Here is an 18,209-nt window from a genome sequence, read left to right as displayed (position 1 = left end):
GCCTTACCGGTTGGGTCCAGGCCAGTTGATTTTTCATGTTTTCAACAGGATTGTGCTGTGGTTCAGAAGAGGTAATTTTGCACCGTACAAATAGCAAGTCAGCACTTACCTCAAAAGATCCAGCATTGCCTTCAACGGTCTTTAATACCTGGGTGTCTTTTTCACCTTCTTTACAGCCAATAAATTCCAAAGTGTAATTTACCCCATCTTTGGGAAGGGCCGCAACCTCCAAAATATTGTTAGCATAGCTAAGCTTTTCCAATTCCACGCCTGTAGATGCATAAAAATCACCTCTTTCCATCGCTTCTACCAAAGTGCCAGCTTCCAATGAATCCGCCTCAACGACTACCCAACCTCTACCGGCATTGCTAAATTTTGCCCCTTGTTTGTGGTAATTGTGACTGTCATCAGTTGCCAGGCCAAAAATCAAAGGTTGGCCTTTTTCCAAGTAGGCGATATTGATAAAATCCCACATGGCTTCATAACCCATTCTGGTGGAATCACCTAAATTATGAACCGCAGGATGACCATTATATACCTCAAAAAAACGTTCTCCTTTTAACCGAATCATGTCTTCAAGCGTAATGGCCCAAATGAAATTGGGATGATTGATATGCACCATCATTGGTTTGCCAGAGGCCTTTCTTTGCTCCAAAACCGCATTGATATTGTTCTGTAGCACTTCCACTACACTGCCTCCCTCCATTGGAACAATAAGTCTTTCCAGATTGGTAAGGTTGAGGTGTAAAGGTTTTCCTTCAAAGCCAGCTGTGATTTCCTGAGCAGGAATCATGAGGAACTTTTCTTTCTCATTGTAGAGCGGAGCATATTCTTTATAAGTCTTCAATTTTACTTTCAGCTCTTCATCCTCCTGCATATATTCCACCCATTCCTCACCGTATTCTGAAAGGTAGGCCTTGAAAGCATCACGATAGAGACTGTCGGCTTTAATCGATTTCCATTTTTCACCTTCCTGGAAAATATTGTGATCAGACAAAGCAACAAATTGATAGCCCTGCTCCTTGTACCATTTCATGATTACTTCTGGAAATTCATCCCCATCACTCCAATAAGAGTGGGTATGTAGATTGCCTTTGTACCAGTGTTTACTTGATTCTTCCTGGCTTGTTTTTTGTGTGCAGGATAAAACAAAAATAAAATTTAAGCAGAGAAATAGAATCAGAAAGGAAAAGGATTTCATTGTTTTATTGGCTAAAGGTTTTTGTTATTAAGCAGATAGCAATATATTCATTGCAAATCTTAAATCAAATAGGTAGGAAAGCTAATTTACTGTCCTGTAGGAGGGGTAAAAGCATTTTAATATATTTATACTTTCAAACTCGCATTAAATTTTATATGGCTAACCAAACAAAACTGATTAAATACCTGAACCAAATACTCAAAAACACCTATGATGGCCTAAAAAGTTACAAGGATGCTGCTAGAAATGTGGAAGAAGGGGAAATAAGGGAGTTTTTTATAGCTCGTGCCAAAGAAAAATTGGTTTTGATAGATGCCATTAAGGAAGAGATTTACCTTTTGGAAGGCGTTCCAGTAGAAGAGGGGAGTTTGATGAACTTGTTTTCAAGATCCTGGAACAACTTTAAAACTTCTTTGGATCATGACAATGCGAAGGAAATAGCAAAATATTGCCTGCAAGAAGAAAAAGAAAGAGTAGATGAATTTGGTGTTTTGCTAAGAAATCCAGAACTCGTATCAGAAGGATTTTTTGCTGTACTTGAAGAACAGAATGAAAAAAACCTTGCGGCCATTAAAGCGTTAGTAGAGCAGGTTAAATCATAAGCTGGTAGGGCAGTATTAATAACCCTTAAGCCTCTTTTGACCATGTAAGCTTTTGATTATCTTTTAAATTCGTTTACAATTGATTGTGGATAAAGTGATTTTACTATAATAATATACCTATGAAAAAGCATTTAATTTGGCTGGCCTGTCTGTTTATTGTTCAAACAACAGCCTACAGTCAGACGAAGATTGATTTTAGGGAGTTCACCTTGGACAACGGCTTGAAGGTGATTATGCACAAAGACAACAAAACCCCTATAGTTGTTACTTCTGTGATGTACCATGTAGGTTCCAAAAATGAGGACCCGGAACGTACAGGTTTTGCTCATTTCTTTGAGCACCTACTATTTGAAGGGTCAGAAAATATTGATAGGGGTGAATATACCGATCTCGTAGAAGGTAACGGGGGTGCGCTGAATGCCTTTACCAGTAATGACATCACCTATTATTATGAATTAATGCCCTCCAATTATCTTGAACTGTCACTTTATCTTGAAAGCGAGCGCATGCTGCATGCTAAAATTGATGAAATAGGCTTGGAAACACAGCGGGAAGTGGTCAAAGAAGAAAAGCGGCAGCGTTATGACAATCAGCCTTATGGGACCATTTTGCCGGAAACCCTAGTTCGTGCTTATAGCGAGCATCCGTATCAATGGGCACCCATTGGATCTTTGGACCATCTGAATGCTGCAAGCCTGGATGAGTTTATGCAGTTTTATAAAGATTTTTATGTACCAAACAATGCGATCCTTACCATTGCCGGAGACATTGACTATGAGCAGACGGAAGAATGGGTAAGGAAATACTTCTCCGAAATCCCCAAAGGAAAGAAAGCCATTTATAGGCCCGATATAATAGAGCCGAAAAAAGACAAAGAGATCAGGGATATTATTTATGACAATATCCAAATACCAGCCATTATTCAAGCCTATAATTTACCTCCGAAAAATCATCCGGATGCTTATGCTATGGAAATGCTCTCTACCTACCTTACAGGTGGCAAATCTTCTCTGATGACCAAAGAGCTTGTGGACAAGCAGCAAAAGGCTTTGGTAGTGGCTGCAATTCCACTTGACCTTGAAGATGGAGGCATTTTTATAATGTATGGGATTGCCAATATGGGGGTGGAACCTGAGGATCTTGAGAATGAAATCGATGTTTTAATAAAACAAGTTCAACAAGAAGGTATTTCGGATCAGGATTTCCAGAAATTACAGAACATTATAGAGAATGACTTGGTTAGTAAGAATTCCTCCATCGAAGGAATTGCCCAAAACCTTGCAGAGGCAAACTTATTTTATGGCGATACCGAATACATCAATAGAGAATTGGAAGTATACCGAAAAGTAAGCAGGGAAGACATACAACGTGTGGCCAATAAGTATTTGACCCTAGATGGAAGAGTTGTATTGTATTACCTTCCTAAACCACAGGAAACGGCTCAAAACCAATAATAACCCTAAAGCTAGAAAAATGAAGACTTTATATATATTGCTTTTTGCTGCATTCATTACCTTCGGAACACAAGCTCAAGTTGATAGAAGTGTTTTACCTCCTCCAGGGCCAGCACCTAAAATTGAATTTACGGATCCTGCCACTTTTACTTTGGACAATGGCCTGAAGGTATTTGTAGTGCCAAATGATAAATTACCTAGAGTGGCCTTTTATCTGATCTTAGACAGAGATCCACTTTTTGAAGGGGAGAAGGCAGGATTGACTGGTTTTGTTGGGGACATGATGATGGCAGGCACTTCCTCCAGAACAAAAGAAGTTTTAGATGAGGAAATTGACTTTATTGGTGCCTCTCTAGGTGCAGGTGCTACTTCTCTCTCTGGCTCATCGCTTAAAAAACACCAGGGAAAAGTACTGGAATTAATGACCGATGTATTGTACAATCCAGTTTTCCCACAGGAAGAGCTTGATAAGCTCAAAAAACAAACCCTAACTTCTCTGGCTTCTTCAAAAGACGATCCGGATTATTTGGCTGGAGTAATTTCCAAAGCTTTGGTGTATGGTAGGGAACATCCTTATGGAGAAACCATGACCGAGGAAACCGTAGAAAATGTAAGCCTGGAGGATGTTAAAGAATATTACCAAACCTATTTTAAACCTAATATTGCTTACCTCGCTATTGTTGGTGACATTGATGATAAGGAAGCCAAAACATTGGTGGACAAGTATTTTTCATCTTGGGAAAAAGGGGATGTTCCAACATTTGACTATCAAAAACCTGAGCTTCCTGACGAGAACCAAGTAGCACTCTTGGATCGCTCCTCAGCTGTTCAGTCAGTAATTAATATTGCCTTTCCGGTTGAAATGCACCTCACCAATCCGGATTATATGGCTACAAGAGTAATGAATTTTATTTTGGGGGAGGGCTTTAATTCCAGATTGAATGGGAATTTACGTGAAACCAAAGGCTATACTTATGGGGCCAGATCAAGCTTTGGTTCTGATAAGTTAACCGCCAGGTTCTTTGCAGGCACCTCTGTAAGAAATGAGGTCACGGATTCATCTGTCTATGAAATGATTTATGAAATCAGAAATTTAAAAGAAAATGGCATTACAGAAGAGGAATTAACAATGGCCAAAGCCAATCTTAGTGGCAGGTTTGGAAGGTCACTTGAAAACCCCAATACCATTGCTACTTTTGCCATTAATATTGACAGGTACAATCTGCCGGAAGATTTTTATAGTACTTACCTTCAGCGCCTGGATGAGTTGACTGTTGAGGAAATAAATAATGTAGCGTCCAAATACCTCAAACCAGACAATATGTACATTACGGTGGTAGGCAATGGCTCAGCTATAAAAGAAGGTTTGTCCCAGTTTGGAGAGATCAGTATGTACAATTACAAAGGAGAAGAGGTTCAAGAAATTGAATTGTCTGATGACAATAAAACAGCTTTAGACGTGATTGGCGATTACCTCACAGCAGTGGGTGGAGTGGATGCTGTGGAAAATATAAAAACAGCCAAGCTAGAAATGTCAGCTGAAGTGCAGGGCACAAAATTAGACATGTCTGCTGTATATGATGTCGAAAATCAGCGCTTAGCCCAAAAAGTCATCGTTATGGGGAATGAAGCTTCTAAGACCATAGTAAAAGACGGCAAGGCTACAGTCAGTTCAATGGGTAAATCCCAAAATCTGACAGATGAACAATATGAAGATGTTAAAATGGCTTCTTTATGGTTAATCCCCGAATTGTATTATGAGCTCATGGGCTATACCCTTACTTTAGACGGGGCTGCAGATGTAGATGGCAAAGCGACTTACAAAATAATCATTTCCAATCCTACAGGAGGGCAGGTAATCAATTATTATAGTATGGAAAATGGGTTAAAACTGAGGAGTGAAAATAAACTTTCTGGGAATACCGATTTTAATGAATACAAAGAATTTGATGGGATTTTAGTGCCTGTAAAAATGTCCATTAAAAGCCCTATGTTACCAGTTGCCCTTGAAACTGAAGTAACAAAAGTTGAGTTGAATGTTCCTGTTTCTGACCAAGATTTTAATTAATACTATTCATGATTTCGATGAGAAAAATTATTTTTCCTTTAGGCTTAGCCTTATTGCTTGTAATGGTACAGGCTGTTTCTTATGCTGCTACAGTTAAGGATCCTTTGGTAGATAAAACCCCACAGGAAATCATTAAAGATTATATAAAAGCCATTGGCGGTGAAGAAAAAATTTCATCCATAAAAACCATTGTTTTGGTTATGGAGGCTGAGATTCAGGGAATGAAAATTGAAATTGACACCAATAGGGACATGGAGGGGATGCGATTGATGCAACAGATGGTAGTAGATGGAAATGTGATCCAGAAAACCGTGGTAAAAGACAATGAAGGGTACATGAGTGCTATGGGGCAAGTTAAAAGCTTATCAGCTGATGAGCTTGAAACCCTAAAAACCAATATTTATGCTTTTCCAGAGCTGTATTATGAAGAAATGGGTTTTACAGTGAATAAAGGAGAAAATGCCACCATAAAAGGAGAAGATGCTTATACCATTATTGTAACCAATTCTGCTGGACTTGAAAGTACAGAATATTTTAGTGTTGCTACAGGGCTAAAATTAAAAATGGTTGCCGATGTTGCTGGTGATGTGGAATTTGACGAATACCAAGAGGTGGAAGGCATCATGTTTCCCATGAAGGTGACCATTTCCAACCCGATGTTGCCGGTGCCCATGGAAACCCATGTAGTCAGTATACAGGTGAATGAACCGCTTGACAACTCATTATTTGAATAAGAAAAGGGACTTTTAAGTCCCTTTTCTATTTTACAAGGCTTTACCTAGTGATTTTAGACCGGATTGTATTGATCAGCTATTAGCGGTGGCTTAATAAATACTCAGGTCAAATTGTATTAAAGTTCCACAAACTTCTTGAAGGCTGATTTTTCACCGGCTGAAGTGATTTTATAGGCTGCATAGTAGAGTGCGTTTTCATTGGGCAAGCTTATAGCCATTGATTTGCCCCATCTCCTGACTTGCAAGTGCAGGCCTTTATTGTCTATTGAATAAGACTGAATCCTGTCATTTTGCATCAGTTGTTTAAAAGCAGGCGCTTTTGGGTGGATTTTTTTCAGTATTCCTTTTGAATCTGTAGCAATTCCGAAATCACTCTGTAGCGGGATATTGTTACTTCTTTTCACTACGCTTAGTCCAATCTGTGGTAACAATTTTTTTAAGCGTGAATAAAGGTCTCCTTTACTCCAAACGTAATCTGCAAAAAACTGCTTCATTTCCTCTTTGTCCTTTGCAAGGGAAATTACTACCTGCTCAAAATCTTTCAATTCATAGCCTTTTTCTGTTATCCCATAACGCTCCCACATATGCTTCATGGCAGAATGCATCCGTTGATTCCCTTTCATTAACATCAGGTCCATGGCCAACACTAAAAGTGCACCGTGTGTATAAATGCTAACTTTTTTGTCTGGCACTCCTGCTTTGTATCCATCAAGCCAAAGGTCCCAACTTGAATCTACAATCGATTGATTTTTCCAACCGAGACTTTCAAAGCTTCTTTCCATTAGCTTTTCTATAACCTCCAAATACCTTTCTGTAGAATAATATCCTGATTTCAAAAGGTAAAAATCACCCATAAAAGTAGTAACCCCTTCAGCTATAAGTCCCTCCTTAAGGTAGGCTTCTTTTGAGAAGTCATAAGGTTGGATTGACTTTGGCCTTATGCGACAGACATTCCAAAAATGATAAAGTTCATGAGAAGATATTCCCATCAATCTGTCCATTCCCTCTTGGGTTTTAAATAAATGGTCCGGTCCAAGGGTTATTACTGTAGAGTATTGATGTTCTACTCCGTGGTAATGTGGAAAAGGCAATAAGTGAATAAGGAAGTGATAATCCTTGGCTGGAAAGTCACCTACATCCTCGATTTGTCTTTCCGTAAAGCTTTTAAACCCCTTCAAAAGGCTTTTCCAATCAAAATACACCTCTCCACGGATCCATACGTGGAAGGTGGTGGCGTTTACTTCATAGGTTTTATGCTGTAAATCTGCTGCTGCCATAAAGGGGCTGTCTACCAGCTCCTGGTAATCATTAGCTATCAAAGAATGTTTTTTTTCTTGATGCAGGGCACAGGCCAGATGGTAGTCTTGAGGAAGGTTCAGTTCCACGTTTATTTTCTCATTAGTTCTATTTGAAATGGAAAAACAAATATTAATGAAATTTACATAAACTTGGTTAGGATCTACCCATGAGCCACCGGCATCGAGCTGAGCAGCATGGTAAGTGTAAGAAATTTTGTATTTTCCTTTTGTTGCTGAAAAAAAAGTCCATTTGTCTTTACTAAGCTTTTTTGCACTTAGCTGTCCTTCTGGACCTGTTACTTCTAACCCTTTGATAAATTGGGCATAATTGGCTATTTCGTACCTTCCTGGGCGCCAGGAAGGTAATTGCAGCGTTATTTCCTCATTTTTTTGGCAATCCAAATCCAGTATAATTTCCAGAATTTGGGACGTTGGTATAGGTGTACTTATCGTATATTTCATGAAATGTATTGAAATGGCTTAAACAAAAGTAAGCCACTGGTTTGTAAATAAAAAAAACCTCTCTATCTTTGCAATCCTTTAAAAAACGAGAATCAAGCGATTAAAATATAGCAATAATGAAAAGAACATTTCAACCTTCCCGCAGGAAAAGAAGAAACAAACACGGTTTCAGAGAGAGAATGTCCACTTCCAATGGTAGGAGAGTGCTTAAAGCCAGAAGAGCTAAAGGCAGACATAAGTTATCGGTATCTTCTGAGAAGACGCTTAAGAAATAATGCGTTATCACCTTATATTTATGGGGTAATTTATTTAATCTTATTTTATGGATTGTAAATTTTCAAAGAATGAAAGATTACATTCCAAAAAGTTAATAAAGGAACTTTTTGATAAAGGTTCCTCTTTTTTTTTATATCCCTTCAAGGTGCTCTATCTTGATAATCCAGGGATTTCTGACAATCAATTACTGGTATCTGTTTCTAAAAAGAAGCTGAAAAACGCTACAGATAGAAACTATATTAAAAGAAGAGTGAAGGAGGCTTACCGTCTCAACAAACATCTTCTTCCTTCTGCACAGGGTTCCAATAAACTTATCGCTTTAATTTACGTTTCAAAAGATCTGATGGGTTATCATGAGATAGCCCCCAAAGTGATAAAGACCCTCAAGAAAATACCTGTAGCAAAAACATCTCTAGAATGAATAAATTTGTTTCCCGTAAGGCGTTTTTTACTAGCCTTACCGTAATAGGAATTGCGGTATTGACCTTGTCATTTTATCCAAAGAATGACAAATTATTTGACTTGGCTAAGAACCTGGATATTTTTGCTTCTCTGGTAAGAGAGCTTGATTCTTATTATGTAGATGAAATTGATCCCAATCAGTTGGTTACTGTGGGTATTAATGCCATGCTAGCTGAGCTTGATCCTTATACGGAATTTATTCCTGAGGAAGAGTCTGATGATTTTCGAGTAATGACCACCGGAGAATATGGAGGAGTTGGTGCTTTGATTGGTAATCGCCTAGGAAGAAACATGATCATGATGCCCTATGAAGGCTTTCCTGCTCAGGTTTCTGGTTTGAAGGTAGCAGATGAGCTACTAAAGGTGGATACGGTGAATGTTATAGATAAAAACACCGGGGATATTTCTAAGTTGCTTAAAGGTCCTGCCAATACTGAGGTGAATGTTGTGGTCAAGCGTGGTGAGGATACCTTGTCTGTAAAACTTACGAGGAAGAAGATTGTAATCAGTAATGTTCCCTATCATGGTATGGTAGAAGGAGAAACAGGATATATCAAATTAAGTGATTTCACGACCAATGCTGGTCAGGATGTGGCCTTGGCATTACAGGACTTAAAGGCGAGGGGAGCTAAAAAAATCATTTTGGACCTTAGAGATAATCCTGGGGGCATTTTGCTTGAAGCAGTCAATGTGGTGAATGTTTTTATTCCAAAAGGTAGGGGAGTGGTGAAGACCATTGGGAAATTGGATAAAGTATTGTCTGAATACAAGACAAGATCTTCACCTCTGGACAAAGAAATTCCCTTGGTTGTAATGATCAATGAGCGTAGTGCTTCCGCTTCAGAAATTGTAGCTGGTGCCTTACAAGATTATGACCGTGCAGTATTGGTTGGTAGAACTTCTTTTGGAAAAGGCTTGGTGCAAAGTACCATTCCTTTGTCCTATAATTCCCAGGTAAAACTTACCACCGCCAAATATTACATACCAAGTGGACGATGTATTCAAGCAATTGACTATAGTATAAAAGATGAAGATGGTAATGGTAGTTATGTTCCTGATTCACTAAGGCAAGAATTTCAAACCAAGAATGGAAGGAAGGTTTATGATGGAGCAGGGATTGAACCTGATATTGAACTAAGCTCAAGAAGCTTTGCACCCATAACCTATAGTTTGGTTACAAGAAGTCTGGTATTTAGTTTTGTAAATGAATTTGCTTTAAAACATGATAGCATAGCTAGGCCTAGAGAATTTGAAGTTAGTGATGAATTGTATACTTCATTTGTCGACTGGCTTCAAGACAAGGAATACGATTACACTACGAGAGTAGAGAAAACCATAGAGGATTTGGAAAAATATGCGGAGCGAGAAAAATACTTTGAGGACATTAAAGAAGAAATTGAAAAACTAAAAAGTAGTGTAAGCCATAGTAAAGAACAAGAGCTTGTCACCTTTAAAGATGAAATAAAAGAGGCGTTAAAGGACGAGATTGTTTCTAGGTACTATTATCAAAAAGGAATTTTAGAGGCGGCTTTGGATCAGGACCCCGAGATTGAAAGTGCTTTGCAGGTATTTAATGATTCAGAGTTATACGCTTCCTACTTGTCTCCTGAAAAGTAAGCCAAGTTTTGTTACTTTCTTTTTCTCAGGTTACTCCTTGGTTTTTTAGCCTGAGTAAAATGAGGAGGAAGGATTTAGCAGCTAATAAATAAGGAAATTGAAAAATTTGAGTTATAATCAAAAGGCTGCACTGATTGGATGCAGCCTTTTTGTTTTTTATCAAGGTGGTCCAGAAGATGATTTAACCCGGATTATGTAATAGGATTTCTCCGTCCTGACAATAGTCAGAGGTTAAGCCTGTCCCGTGTTTACGGGAAGTGTTGCAATCGCAAGAAAAATCAGGCTGTTTGGAGATTTTTAGCATAGCACCGCTATGGTGAAATTGAAAACAGCAACGATTGGGTATTTTGAAGCGATTTCAGCACGTAATAGATTGTCTATTACATATTTCGGGGTAAAATACAGTTGGGGCAGGGATCATCATGACCCATAAAGTAATGAGTCTAGAAGGAATAAATCATTACAATTGCAGACACTATTAAGCATTACTATCTTTTAAAAGGTTTCTTGCCATTGCTGCTGATGTTGTTGTCATACCAATGGATACCAAAACAACAGTTAATAGTTCAGCTTTGCCTCTGGAATAAAAATACCTAGAAAGGCCTATCAATAGTATAGCTAAAGCCAAGAGCAATCTTTTTAAATTTTTAATAAAGGCCATACATGAAGATATTTTTACTTTTACAAAATAGATCAAGTTGAAAATTGCCTGGATTGCAGATCATAAAATATAACCTGAGTGGGTTTAATTACCAATTGTAAGATTGTTATTTGGAAGGAAAAGTCTGATAGTAAAATCATTGAGTTATTCTTTAACCTTTAAAAAGCATTTCCTGACTTAATATTTTTTTAGCACAATGTCAAGTTTTTTTTATTATTTACCAATAATTCTATAGTTATAGAAATTTTACTCGGGCACGTACACAATATTATTTCAATTTTTATTGTATATATAGGTTTAATTTTGATTAATGGTAAAATATGTATTATTTATATTTATTTTATTGATTTATGAAAAAAATAATTTTTTAATGGGGTTGTTTTTCGACTTTTAATGCTCTTCTTTTATAGAGGACTACGATCAACCTTTACCACTAAATAGCAATGAAATCTATAATTAAAAAGAATAATTATTCAATTCAGCCTGAGGTATCATCTTTTCATCTAGAACCTCTTGAATTGGAAAAAGAGAAATCAGATAGAGAAATATGGAAAGCTTTTGATAAAGGGGATGAATTGGCTTTTAATTTTATTTATCGGACCTATGTCAAAAAGATGTTTCATTATGGTTCTCAGGTTACTAAGGATGTTGAGTTGATAAAAGATTGTATACAAAATATTTTCATTTACCTACGAAGAAGAAGAGGAACTTTAGGAGAGGTATTATGTATAAAAGCTTACTTGTTTAAAATTTTAACAAGGGAAATTGTAAAGAATTTAAAGGTTGAAAAGCTATCTGAAACAAGGTATGAAGAAATAAAGGAGCAATTTTTCCCAATTTCAATCTGCCCTGAATCTATATTGATAAAAAGGGAAAGCGAGTTGGCAAACAAATTATTGGTAAGTGAAGCCCTTCAGAAGTTAACGAGTAGGCAGCGTCAAGCTATATTATTATTGTATGAAGAAGGCATGAGTTATAAGCAAGTGGCCGAAACAATGGAGTTTAGCGACGTGAAATCAGCCAGAAAAATTGTGTATAGGGCAATGGCCATGCTTAAGGAATACCTAATTGACCAGAAAGAAAAATCAAAAGTGTGATACTTATATAATGAGGTATAAAGACTATGAATTAGTAGATTTTCTTGTAGATGAATTTTTTATCCTTTGGGTAAAAAATCCTGACAAGAATACCCAGCATTTTTGGGAAAAATGGCTGATAGAACATCCTGAGAAGCGAGACACTGTATTCAAGGCTATTTCTATCATCAGGTCTGTCGGTTACGAGGAGGGCGAGAATATGAGTGATAGCACCTATATTGATATTTTTGAAAATATAGTAAATGCAGACAAAGACCAAAAGACAATAAGTCAAATTACTAAGGGAGAATCAATAAATAGTTGGCTAAAGAATATAGCTGCAATGATCATTTTTGGCTTCTGTGGATGGATGGGATACTATCACGCCTTCCTTTATACTACACCTACTCCTGTATTAACTGAATCTTTTGTAATTAAGAGAAATACAAGTTCGGGAAATCGCTCCTTAATTACTTTAGCAGATAGTAGTAAGGTCTATTTAAATTCTTCCAGTGAAATTTCTTACCCTTCCAACTTAGGCAGTGGCGATCGATGGGTAAAGTTAACTGGTGAAGGATTTTTTGAAGTGAAGAAAAATGGAAAACCTTTCACTGTATTAATAGAAGATACTAAAATTGAGGTTTTAGGTACTTCATTTAATGTGAAAGTGGAGGAAGATAAATTATCAGTAGCCTTATTGACCGGAAAGGTGATGGTAAAAGATAAAAGAGGTAATCAGGTAGCATTAAGTCCAGATGAGATGCTAATAATGGAAAAAAGTGGGGATCTGTACAAAAGTGATTTTGACAGTCTTGAAGTAATAGGGTGGAAAGACAATGTATTGGTTTTTAAATCTGATTCTTTTGAGGAATGTAGAAAAAAAATTGAAGACTGGTTTGGAGTAGAACTAATCCTTATTGGGAAAATTCGAAAGGGTTGGGTTTACACTGGTACTTACAAAAATGAAAGTCTGGAGAATGTATTAAAAGGAGTAAATATTACTTCCGGGCTAAAATTTAGTCTCGAAGATAAAAAAGTTAAATTATACAACTAAAGCAAATGATATGGAAAAAATTGACTCTGGTTAGAAATCAAAGCGCAGGGCCCATTCTGGGGGGAATGAAACCCTGCTTTGAGTAGCCTACCACCAAAGGAGGGAGGCAATAGTTAAGTCGTCTAAAACTTAAACCATACAATATTATGAATAAATATATACTGAGACAACTTATTATGGTGTCCAAAAGATTATTTTATGGCTTTACCATTCAATTGATTTTCTGCACTGTATTGATGGCTAATACCGGCAATGCACAGAGGAAAACTATTGATGAAGTCAAAGTGTCACTAGATTTAAAGGAGAAAACTTTGTTGCGGTTTTTTAAAAACATAGAAGCTAAAACTGATTTTAAGTTTACCTACAATGATGACATGATCAGTTTAAATCAAAAAGTGACCATCAGCCAGAGAAACACTTCAGTTTACAAAGTTCTGGAGAATGTTGCCCGGCAAACTCAGCTGAGTTTCACTCAGGTAAACGACAATATTCATGTCCGCTTAAGTGCTAAAGAAGGAGCAACTGAAAAGGTTGACATAGCCGCAATAGCAGATGTGAGAGTTACAGGTAAGGTAGTAGATCAAAATGGAGAACCACTACCAGGGGTTACCATAGCCATTCCAGGCACTACTACAGGCACTGCCTCAGATATTGACGGAAATTATTCAATAACGGTTCCTGAAGGTGCCACCTTGGTGTATTCATTTATTGGATTTCAGTCCCAACGAGTAGTTGTAGGACAACAAACAATTATCAATATAACACTAGAAGAGGAAATTGGAGCTTTGGATGAAGTAGTAGTCACAGGCTTTGGTACTCAGAAGAAAGAAAATCTTACGGGAGCCGTTTCAAGTGTAAGTAAGGAAGTACTAGAGAATCGACCCATAACCAATATTGGACAAGGTCTTCAAGGGCAAATATCCAACCTTAATATCACACAGAATACAGGTACTCCCGGAGGAGGTGCTACATTTAATGTCCGTGGATTTACATCTATAAATGGTGGTTCACCACTTATCTTGGTAAACAACGTGCCAATGGATGTAAACCTTATCAATCCCAATGATATAGAAAGTATTTCTGTACTTAAAGATGCTGCCTCTGCTGCTATCTATGGCGCAAGAGCAGCCTACGGGGTTATTTTGATTACGACAAAATCAGGAAGTAAAAGTGACAAGCCCTCCATTTCACTTTCTTTCAATACTGCAGTAAATACACCGGTTGTTCAATTTGAGACCATGGATGCCCTGGAGCGAATGAACTACATGAATACCGCCAATATTGCTAGAAACGGTGTGCCTTATTACCAGTTTACAGATGTTTATCAAGACAAAATAATCGCGCATTATAATGATCCTTCCCAACCATCCGCATTCCCTGATCCTCAGAATTCGAATATATGGTTGATGAGTGGTAACACCAACTGGGCAGATGAGCTAATGAGAGACAGTTATCCTATGAGTCAATATACTGCTAGTATAACTGGAGGTGACGATAGGTTTGATTACTATACCTCACTTAATTACCTGTATCAAGAAGGGATAAATAAGCAGTTTGATGAGAAATACAAGCGTTACAATTTCATGACGAATCTGAATTATAAAATTACAGACTGGGCTAAAATTGGAACGAAAATTTCCATGAACAACAGCAACCATATTTTTCCTCCAAATAATTCCACCAATCATTTCCCTGAAGGAAACAGCCCTTTCCAGTGGCACCAATGGGCCAATTGGCCGGTTTATTTTCCAGATGGCAATTATGCTTCAAGTGGCTCTGTTCCTAATACAGTGCAATTTTACAGAGAAGCAGGGCATAGGAAAAGAGAAATTCAAGATACTTGGCTAACAGGCTCCTTACAACTTACTCCTATAAAAAATACCACGATCAATTTTGAATATACATCCAATATTAAGAACACTGAAGAAGAGGATTATTATAAAAAATTGCCAATGTACTTCGTAGATGGTTCGGTAAGTGGTTATTATCCTTTTACGAATCCAAGCCAAGTGACTAAGAGTAATTACAATGATAAATACTATGTGCTCAATGCGTATGCAGATTATGCGAATACCTTTGGTAAGCACGATATTAAAATCATGGGTGGTTTTAATCAAGAAAACCTTGATGCCAGGAATTTCTACTCTAAAAGAGAAAACCTAACTGTTGAGTCTATACCATTTATGAATTTGGCCTATGGAGAGCGTTACGTAGGGGATGGGGCTTCACAATATGCCATAAGAGGTGCTTTTACCCGTTTTAATTATAATTATGATGGGCGATACCTTTTGGAATTTAATGGGCGATATGATGGCTCTTCCAAATTCCCCAAAGCTGACAGATTTGCTTTTTTTCCTTCCCTATCTTTAGGTTGGAGAATTGATAATGAGGAGTTCTTTGGTAATCTGGATAGTACTTTTGACATGATGAAAGTACGGCTTTCCTATGGTAATCTAGGCAACCAAAATGTACCAGGTTATTATCCTTATATAGCGACCTTTAGTGCAGGAACAGTCAACTACTTGTTGAATGATGACAGACCTTTGACAGTGTATGCTCCAGGTTTGGTAAGTCCTACTTTAACTTGGGAGACTGTAACGCAAAGAAACTTTGGAATGGATTTCACCCTATACCAAAACCGGTTGAATGCTTCTTTCGACGTATACCGTAGGGATACAAAAAACATGTTGACAAGGTCTCAAACACTTCCGGCTGTACTAGCAGAAAGTGAGCCCAGAGAAAATGCGGCGGATTTGAAAACCACAGGCTGGGACTTGACAATAGGTTGGAGGCAACAAAGCAATGACTTAAGGTGGGGTGTTAATTTCATTTTCTCTGATTATACTTCTGAGATTACCAGGTTTAGCAATCCTGTTGGATTAATCTCTGACTACTATGAGGGAATGCAAATAGGAGAGATCTGGGGTTATACTACAACAGGAATTGCCCAAACAGATGCAGAAGCCCAAGAATTGGACCACAGTAATCTAGTAGGAATAGAAAGAAAAGCAGGAGATTTATTGTTTGCTGATCTTGACAATGATGGCAAGATTTCTCCTGGCAATGGAACCTTAGAAAATCCTGGAGACAGAAGAATTATAGGTAACAATACCCCGAGATACAGCTTTGGCGTGAAGACAGATCTTCAGTGGAAGAATTTTGATCTTGATGTGTTTTTCCAAGGCGTAGCTAAACGTGATGTTTGGTTAAGTAATAACTTTTGGTTAGGTGGCTATACCAGTGAGTGGAATGCGCACAATAAATTACTTTCGGATTTTTGGACCCCAGAAAATCCTGATGCTTACTTTCCAAGACCAATGGTCTCAGGTGGTTCTGATGTTACCGCTGTTCAAACCAGATTTCTTCAAAACGCTTCTTATTTAAGATTAAAGCAGTTGACATTGGGTTATACACTTCCTAAGGCTTTGACGCAAAGAGCAAAAATGGAATTGGTTAGGGTGTATGTATCAGGAAATAATATCTGGGAAATTACAGGTATTCACGAGTACAAGAATTTATCTGACCCTGAAATGAATGGGGCCCAATATTACCCAATTTACAGGTCATTTTCTTTAGGTGCTAATATCAATTTCTAAATAATACTATCGTGAAAAAGATAACTATATATATTTCTGTTTTATTACTTGTAGTAATTTCTGCTTGTAACGATGAATATTTGGAGAGGTATCCCCTGGATCAAATTAGTGACGCCCAGTTTTGGAGCACCTCTACAGATCTTGAGCTTTATGCCAATCAATTTTATATTGACTTGAGAGATCCACAAGTTAATTGGAGAAAAGATGATAAATCGGACAACAATGCCCCTGGTGATAGGAATTCTTACCTTTGGGGTGAATATGTAATACCTGCTACCGGAGGAGGTTGGGGCAAAAGTGATTGGCAACCGATTAGACGTTGCAATTATGCCTTGGCTAGAATAGCAGATATGGAAAAAGATGCCTTGGTCCTGCGGTATGAAGGTGAGATAAGATTTTTCAAATCCTTTTATTACCAAAAGATGATCGAACGTTTTGGAGATGTTCCATGGTATGAAGAGGATTTACAAACAGATTCCGAAGGCTTGGTCAAAGCCAGGGATTCCAGAAAGGTAGTATTTGAAAATATGCTGATGGATTTGGACTTTGCCATTGAGAATTTACCTGAAGAATCGGGTGAAAATCGACTGACCAAATATGTAGCACTTACTTTCAAGGCAGAAGCCTGTCTTTTTGAAGGGACTTTTAGAAAGTATCATGGTTTGGGTGATCATGAAGAGATTTTAGCTGAAGCGGCAGAGGCGGCTGAAGAAGTAATTAACTCTGGTAGATTTAGTCTTTATTCCACAGGTAACCCAGAACAAGATTATTTTGATCTTTTTGTTCAACAAAACCTCACTGGTAATTCAGAAGTCATTTTTTTCCAAAGGTTTATAGAAGGAATCCGCATGCATAATAATGTAAGGTCATTAGGAGAACCACATACAGGTTACACTAAAGACTTTGTACAGTCCTATTTGAGTAAAGATGGACTTCCAATAGCTCTAAGTCCTTTATATCAGGGAGATGAAAATTTTGAGGAAGAGTTTGTAGACAGGGATCCAAGGATGAAACAGTCTATCTATGTTCCAGATCGTCCCTATAGAATTTACTCTGATGGAAGTGTTGATTACCGAACCATGCCTGAATTTGACAATAACTATGTGACAACAAGTTATTACATCACAAAAGGATACTCACCTTATGAGGTGGACAGATTGCAAAATCAAACTACTATTGATGTCTTTACCTATAGGTATGGAAAACTCCTTGTGACCTATGCTGAAGCTAAAGCCGAACTTGAAGAGGCTACGCAGGAGGTATTGGACAATAGCATCAATCTTCTTAGAGACAGAGTAGGAATGCCTCATTTAATGGTTGATGTGGGTTTTGAAGACCCTAATTGGCCGAATTGGGAAGTTCCTGTGACCCCTCTAATCAATGAGATCCGTAGAGAGAGAAGGATTGAAACTGCCGGAGAAGGAACACGATGGGAAGACCTTGTCAGGTGGAAAGCCGGTAAACTCATAGAAAATCCTTTGACATATGTAGGGGCAACGGATCCGGAAACAGGTGAATACAGGGTGATTTATCCTGGCAATACCAGAACATGGAATGACAAATTGTATTTATACCCTATTCCTGTTCAGGAGCTTTCATTAAACCCCCAACTAACCCAAAATCCAGGATGGGAGTAGGAAGAATTAAG

At 37.8% G+C, this 18,209-nt stretch carries 14 protein-coding genes; 11 read left to right on the top strand and 3 right to left on the bottom strand.

The annotated features are described in order from the left end of the window. Positions 1-1,201, bottom strand: a 1,201-nt coding sequence (locus AC13EX_RS02470; protein ID WP_482891408.1) for a CehA/McbA family metallohydrolase domain-containing protein, incomplete at its 3' end; no start/stop codon positions are given. A gap of 155 nt (positions 1,202-1,356) precedes the next feature. On the opposite strand from AC13EX_RS02470, the gene AC13EX_RS02465 reads away from it, so the two are divergent. The 4 genes from AC13EX_RS02465 (at position 1,357) to AC13EX_RS02450 (ending at position 6,059) form a co-directional block, all read left to right on the top strand. After that, positions 1,357-1,803 (top strand): DUF2383 domain-containing protein, encoded by a 447-nt coding sequence (locus AC13EX_RS02465; RefSeq protein WP_048641618.1) that lies wholly within the window; start codon positions 1,357-1,359, stop codon positions 1,801-1,803. Between the two features lie 119 nt (positions 1,804-1,922). Then, positions 1,923-3,257 (top strand): M16 family metallopeptidase, encoded by a 1,335-nt coding sequence (locus tag AC13EX_RS02460; protein WP_048641619.1) that lies wholly within the window; start codon positions 1,923-1,925, stop codon positions 3,255-3,257. 19 nt (positions 3,258-3,276) lie between these two features. After that, on the top strand, positions 3,277-5,325 hold the full coding sequence (locus AC13EX_RS02455) for an insulinase family protein (protein WP_482891407.1): 2,049 nt from the start codon (positions 3,277-3,279) through the stop codon (positions 5,323-5,325). A gap of 17 nt (positions 5,326-5,342) precedes the next feature. Next, the gene (locus AC13EX_RS02450) at positions 5,343-6,059 is read left to right on the top strand and encodes a hypothetical protein (RefSeq protein WP_048641620.1); all 717 of its coding nucleotides are present in this window, start codon (positions 5,343-5,345) and stop codon (positions 6,057-6,059) included. Between the two features lie 116 nt (positions 6,060-6,175). Here AC13EX_RS02450 and AC13EX_RS02445 read toward each other — a convergent pair whose 3' ends face one another. Then, a complete protein-coding gene (locus AC13EX_RS02445; protein ID WP_048641621.1) occupies positions 6,176-7,819 on the bottom strand; it encodes a M61 family metallopeptidase in 1,644 nt (547 codons plus the stop codon). 116 nt (positions 7,820-7,935) lie between these two features. Between AC13EX_RS02445 and rpmH the strand changes: the two genes are divergently transcribed. The 3 genes from rpmH to AC13EX_RS02430 are packed head-to-tail and all read left to right on the top strand — an operon-like array spanning position 7,936 to position 10,174. Further along, positions 7,936-8,094: a 50S ribosomal protein L34 gene (gene rpmH / locus AC13EX_RS02440; protein WP_014019965.1), complete on the top strand. Its 159-nt coding sequence runs from the start codon at positions 7,936-7,938 to the stop codon at positions 8,092-8,094. Positions 8,095-8,141: 47 nt separating this feature from the next. After that, positions 8,142-8,516, top strand: coding sequence for a ribonuclease P protein component (gene rnpA / locus AC13EX_RS02435; protein ID WP_482891406.1), 375 nt, complete (start codon positions 8,142-8,144; stop codon positions 8,514-8,516). Beyond that, positions 8,513-10,174 carry a S41 family peptidase gene (locus AC13EX_RS02430; protein ID WP_482891405.1) on the top strand — a complete coding sequence of 554 codons (1,662 nt, stop codon included), beginning with the start codon at positions 8,513-8,515 and terminating at the stop codon, positions 10,172-10,174. Before rnpA ends, AC13EX_RS02430 begins: the two co-directional genes overlap by 4 nt. Before the next feature lie 478 nt (positions 10,175-10,652). Here the strand turns inward: AC13EX_RS02430 and AC13EX_RS02425 are convergent, their stop codons facing one another. Beyond that, positions 10,653-10,835 (bottom strand): hypothetical protein, encoded by a 183-nt coding sequence (locus tag AC13EX_RS02425; protein WP_482891404.1) that lies wholly within the window; start codon positions 10,833-10,835, stop codon positions 10,653-10,655. Positions 10,836-11,278: 443 nt separating this feature from the next. On the opposite strand from AC13EX_RS02425, the gene AC13EX_RS02420 reads away from it, so the two are divergent. The 4 genes from AC13EX_RS02420 (at position 11,279) to AC13EX_RS02405 (ending at position 18,198) form a co-directional block, all read left to right on the top strand. Continuing rightward, a complete protein-coding gene (locus AC13EX_RS02420) occupies positions 11,279-11,932 on the top strand; it encodes an RNA polymerase sigma factor (RefSeq protein WP_053086708.1) in 654 nt (217 codons plus the stop codon). Positions 11,933-11,942: 10 nt separating this feature from the next. After that, complete coding sequence (locus AC13EX_RS02415) at positions 11,943-12,965, top strand: FecR family protein (RefSeq protein ID WP_048643218.1); 1,023 nt, start codon at positions 11,943-11,945, stop codon at positions 12,963-12,965. Positions 12,966-13,111: 146 nt separating this feature from the next. Then, positions 13,112-16,561 carry a TonB-dependent receptor gene (locus AC13EX_RS02410; RefSeq protein WP_482891403.1) on the top strand — a complete coding sequence of 1,150 codons (3,450 nt, stop codon included), beginning with the start codon at positions 13,112-13,114 and terminating at the stop codon, positions 16,559-16,561. Positions 16,562-16,572: 11 nt separating this feature from the next. Continuing rightward, entirely contained in the window at positions 16,573-18,198 is a 1,626-nt protein-coding gene (locus tag AC13EX_RS02405; RefSeq protein ID WP_482891402.1) for a RagB/SusD family nutrient uptake outer membrane protein, read from the top strand. Positions 18,199-18,209 lie beyond the last annotated feature (11 nt).

The sequence above is a fragment of the Cyclobacterium sp. L-R genome, assembly GCF_056859355.1.
The sequence above is the reverse complement of the archived record's forward strand: the minus strand, read 5'-3'. Positions and strand labels throughout refer to the sequence as shown.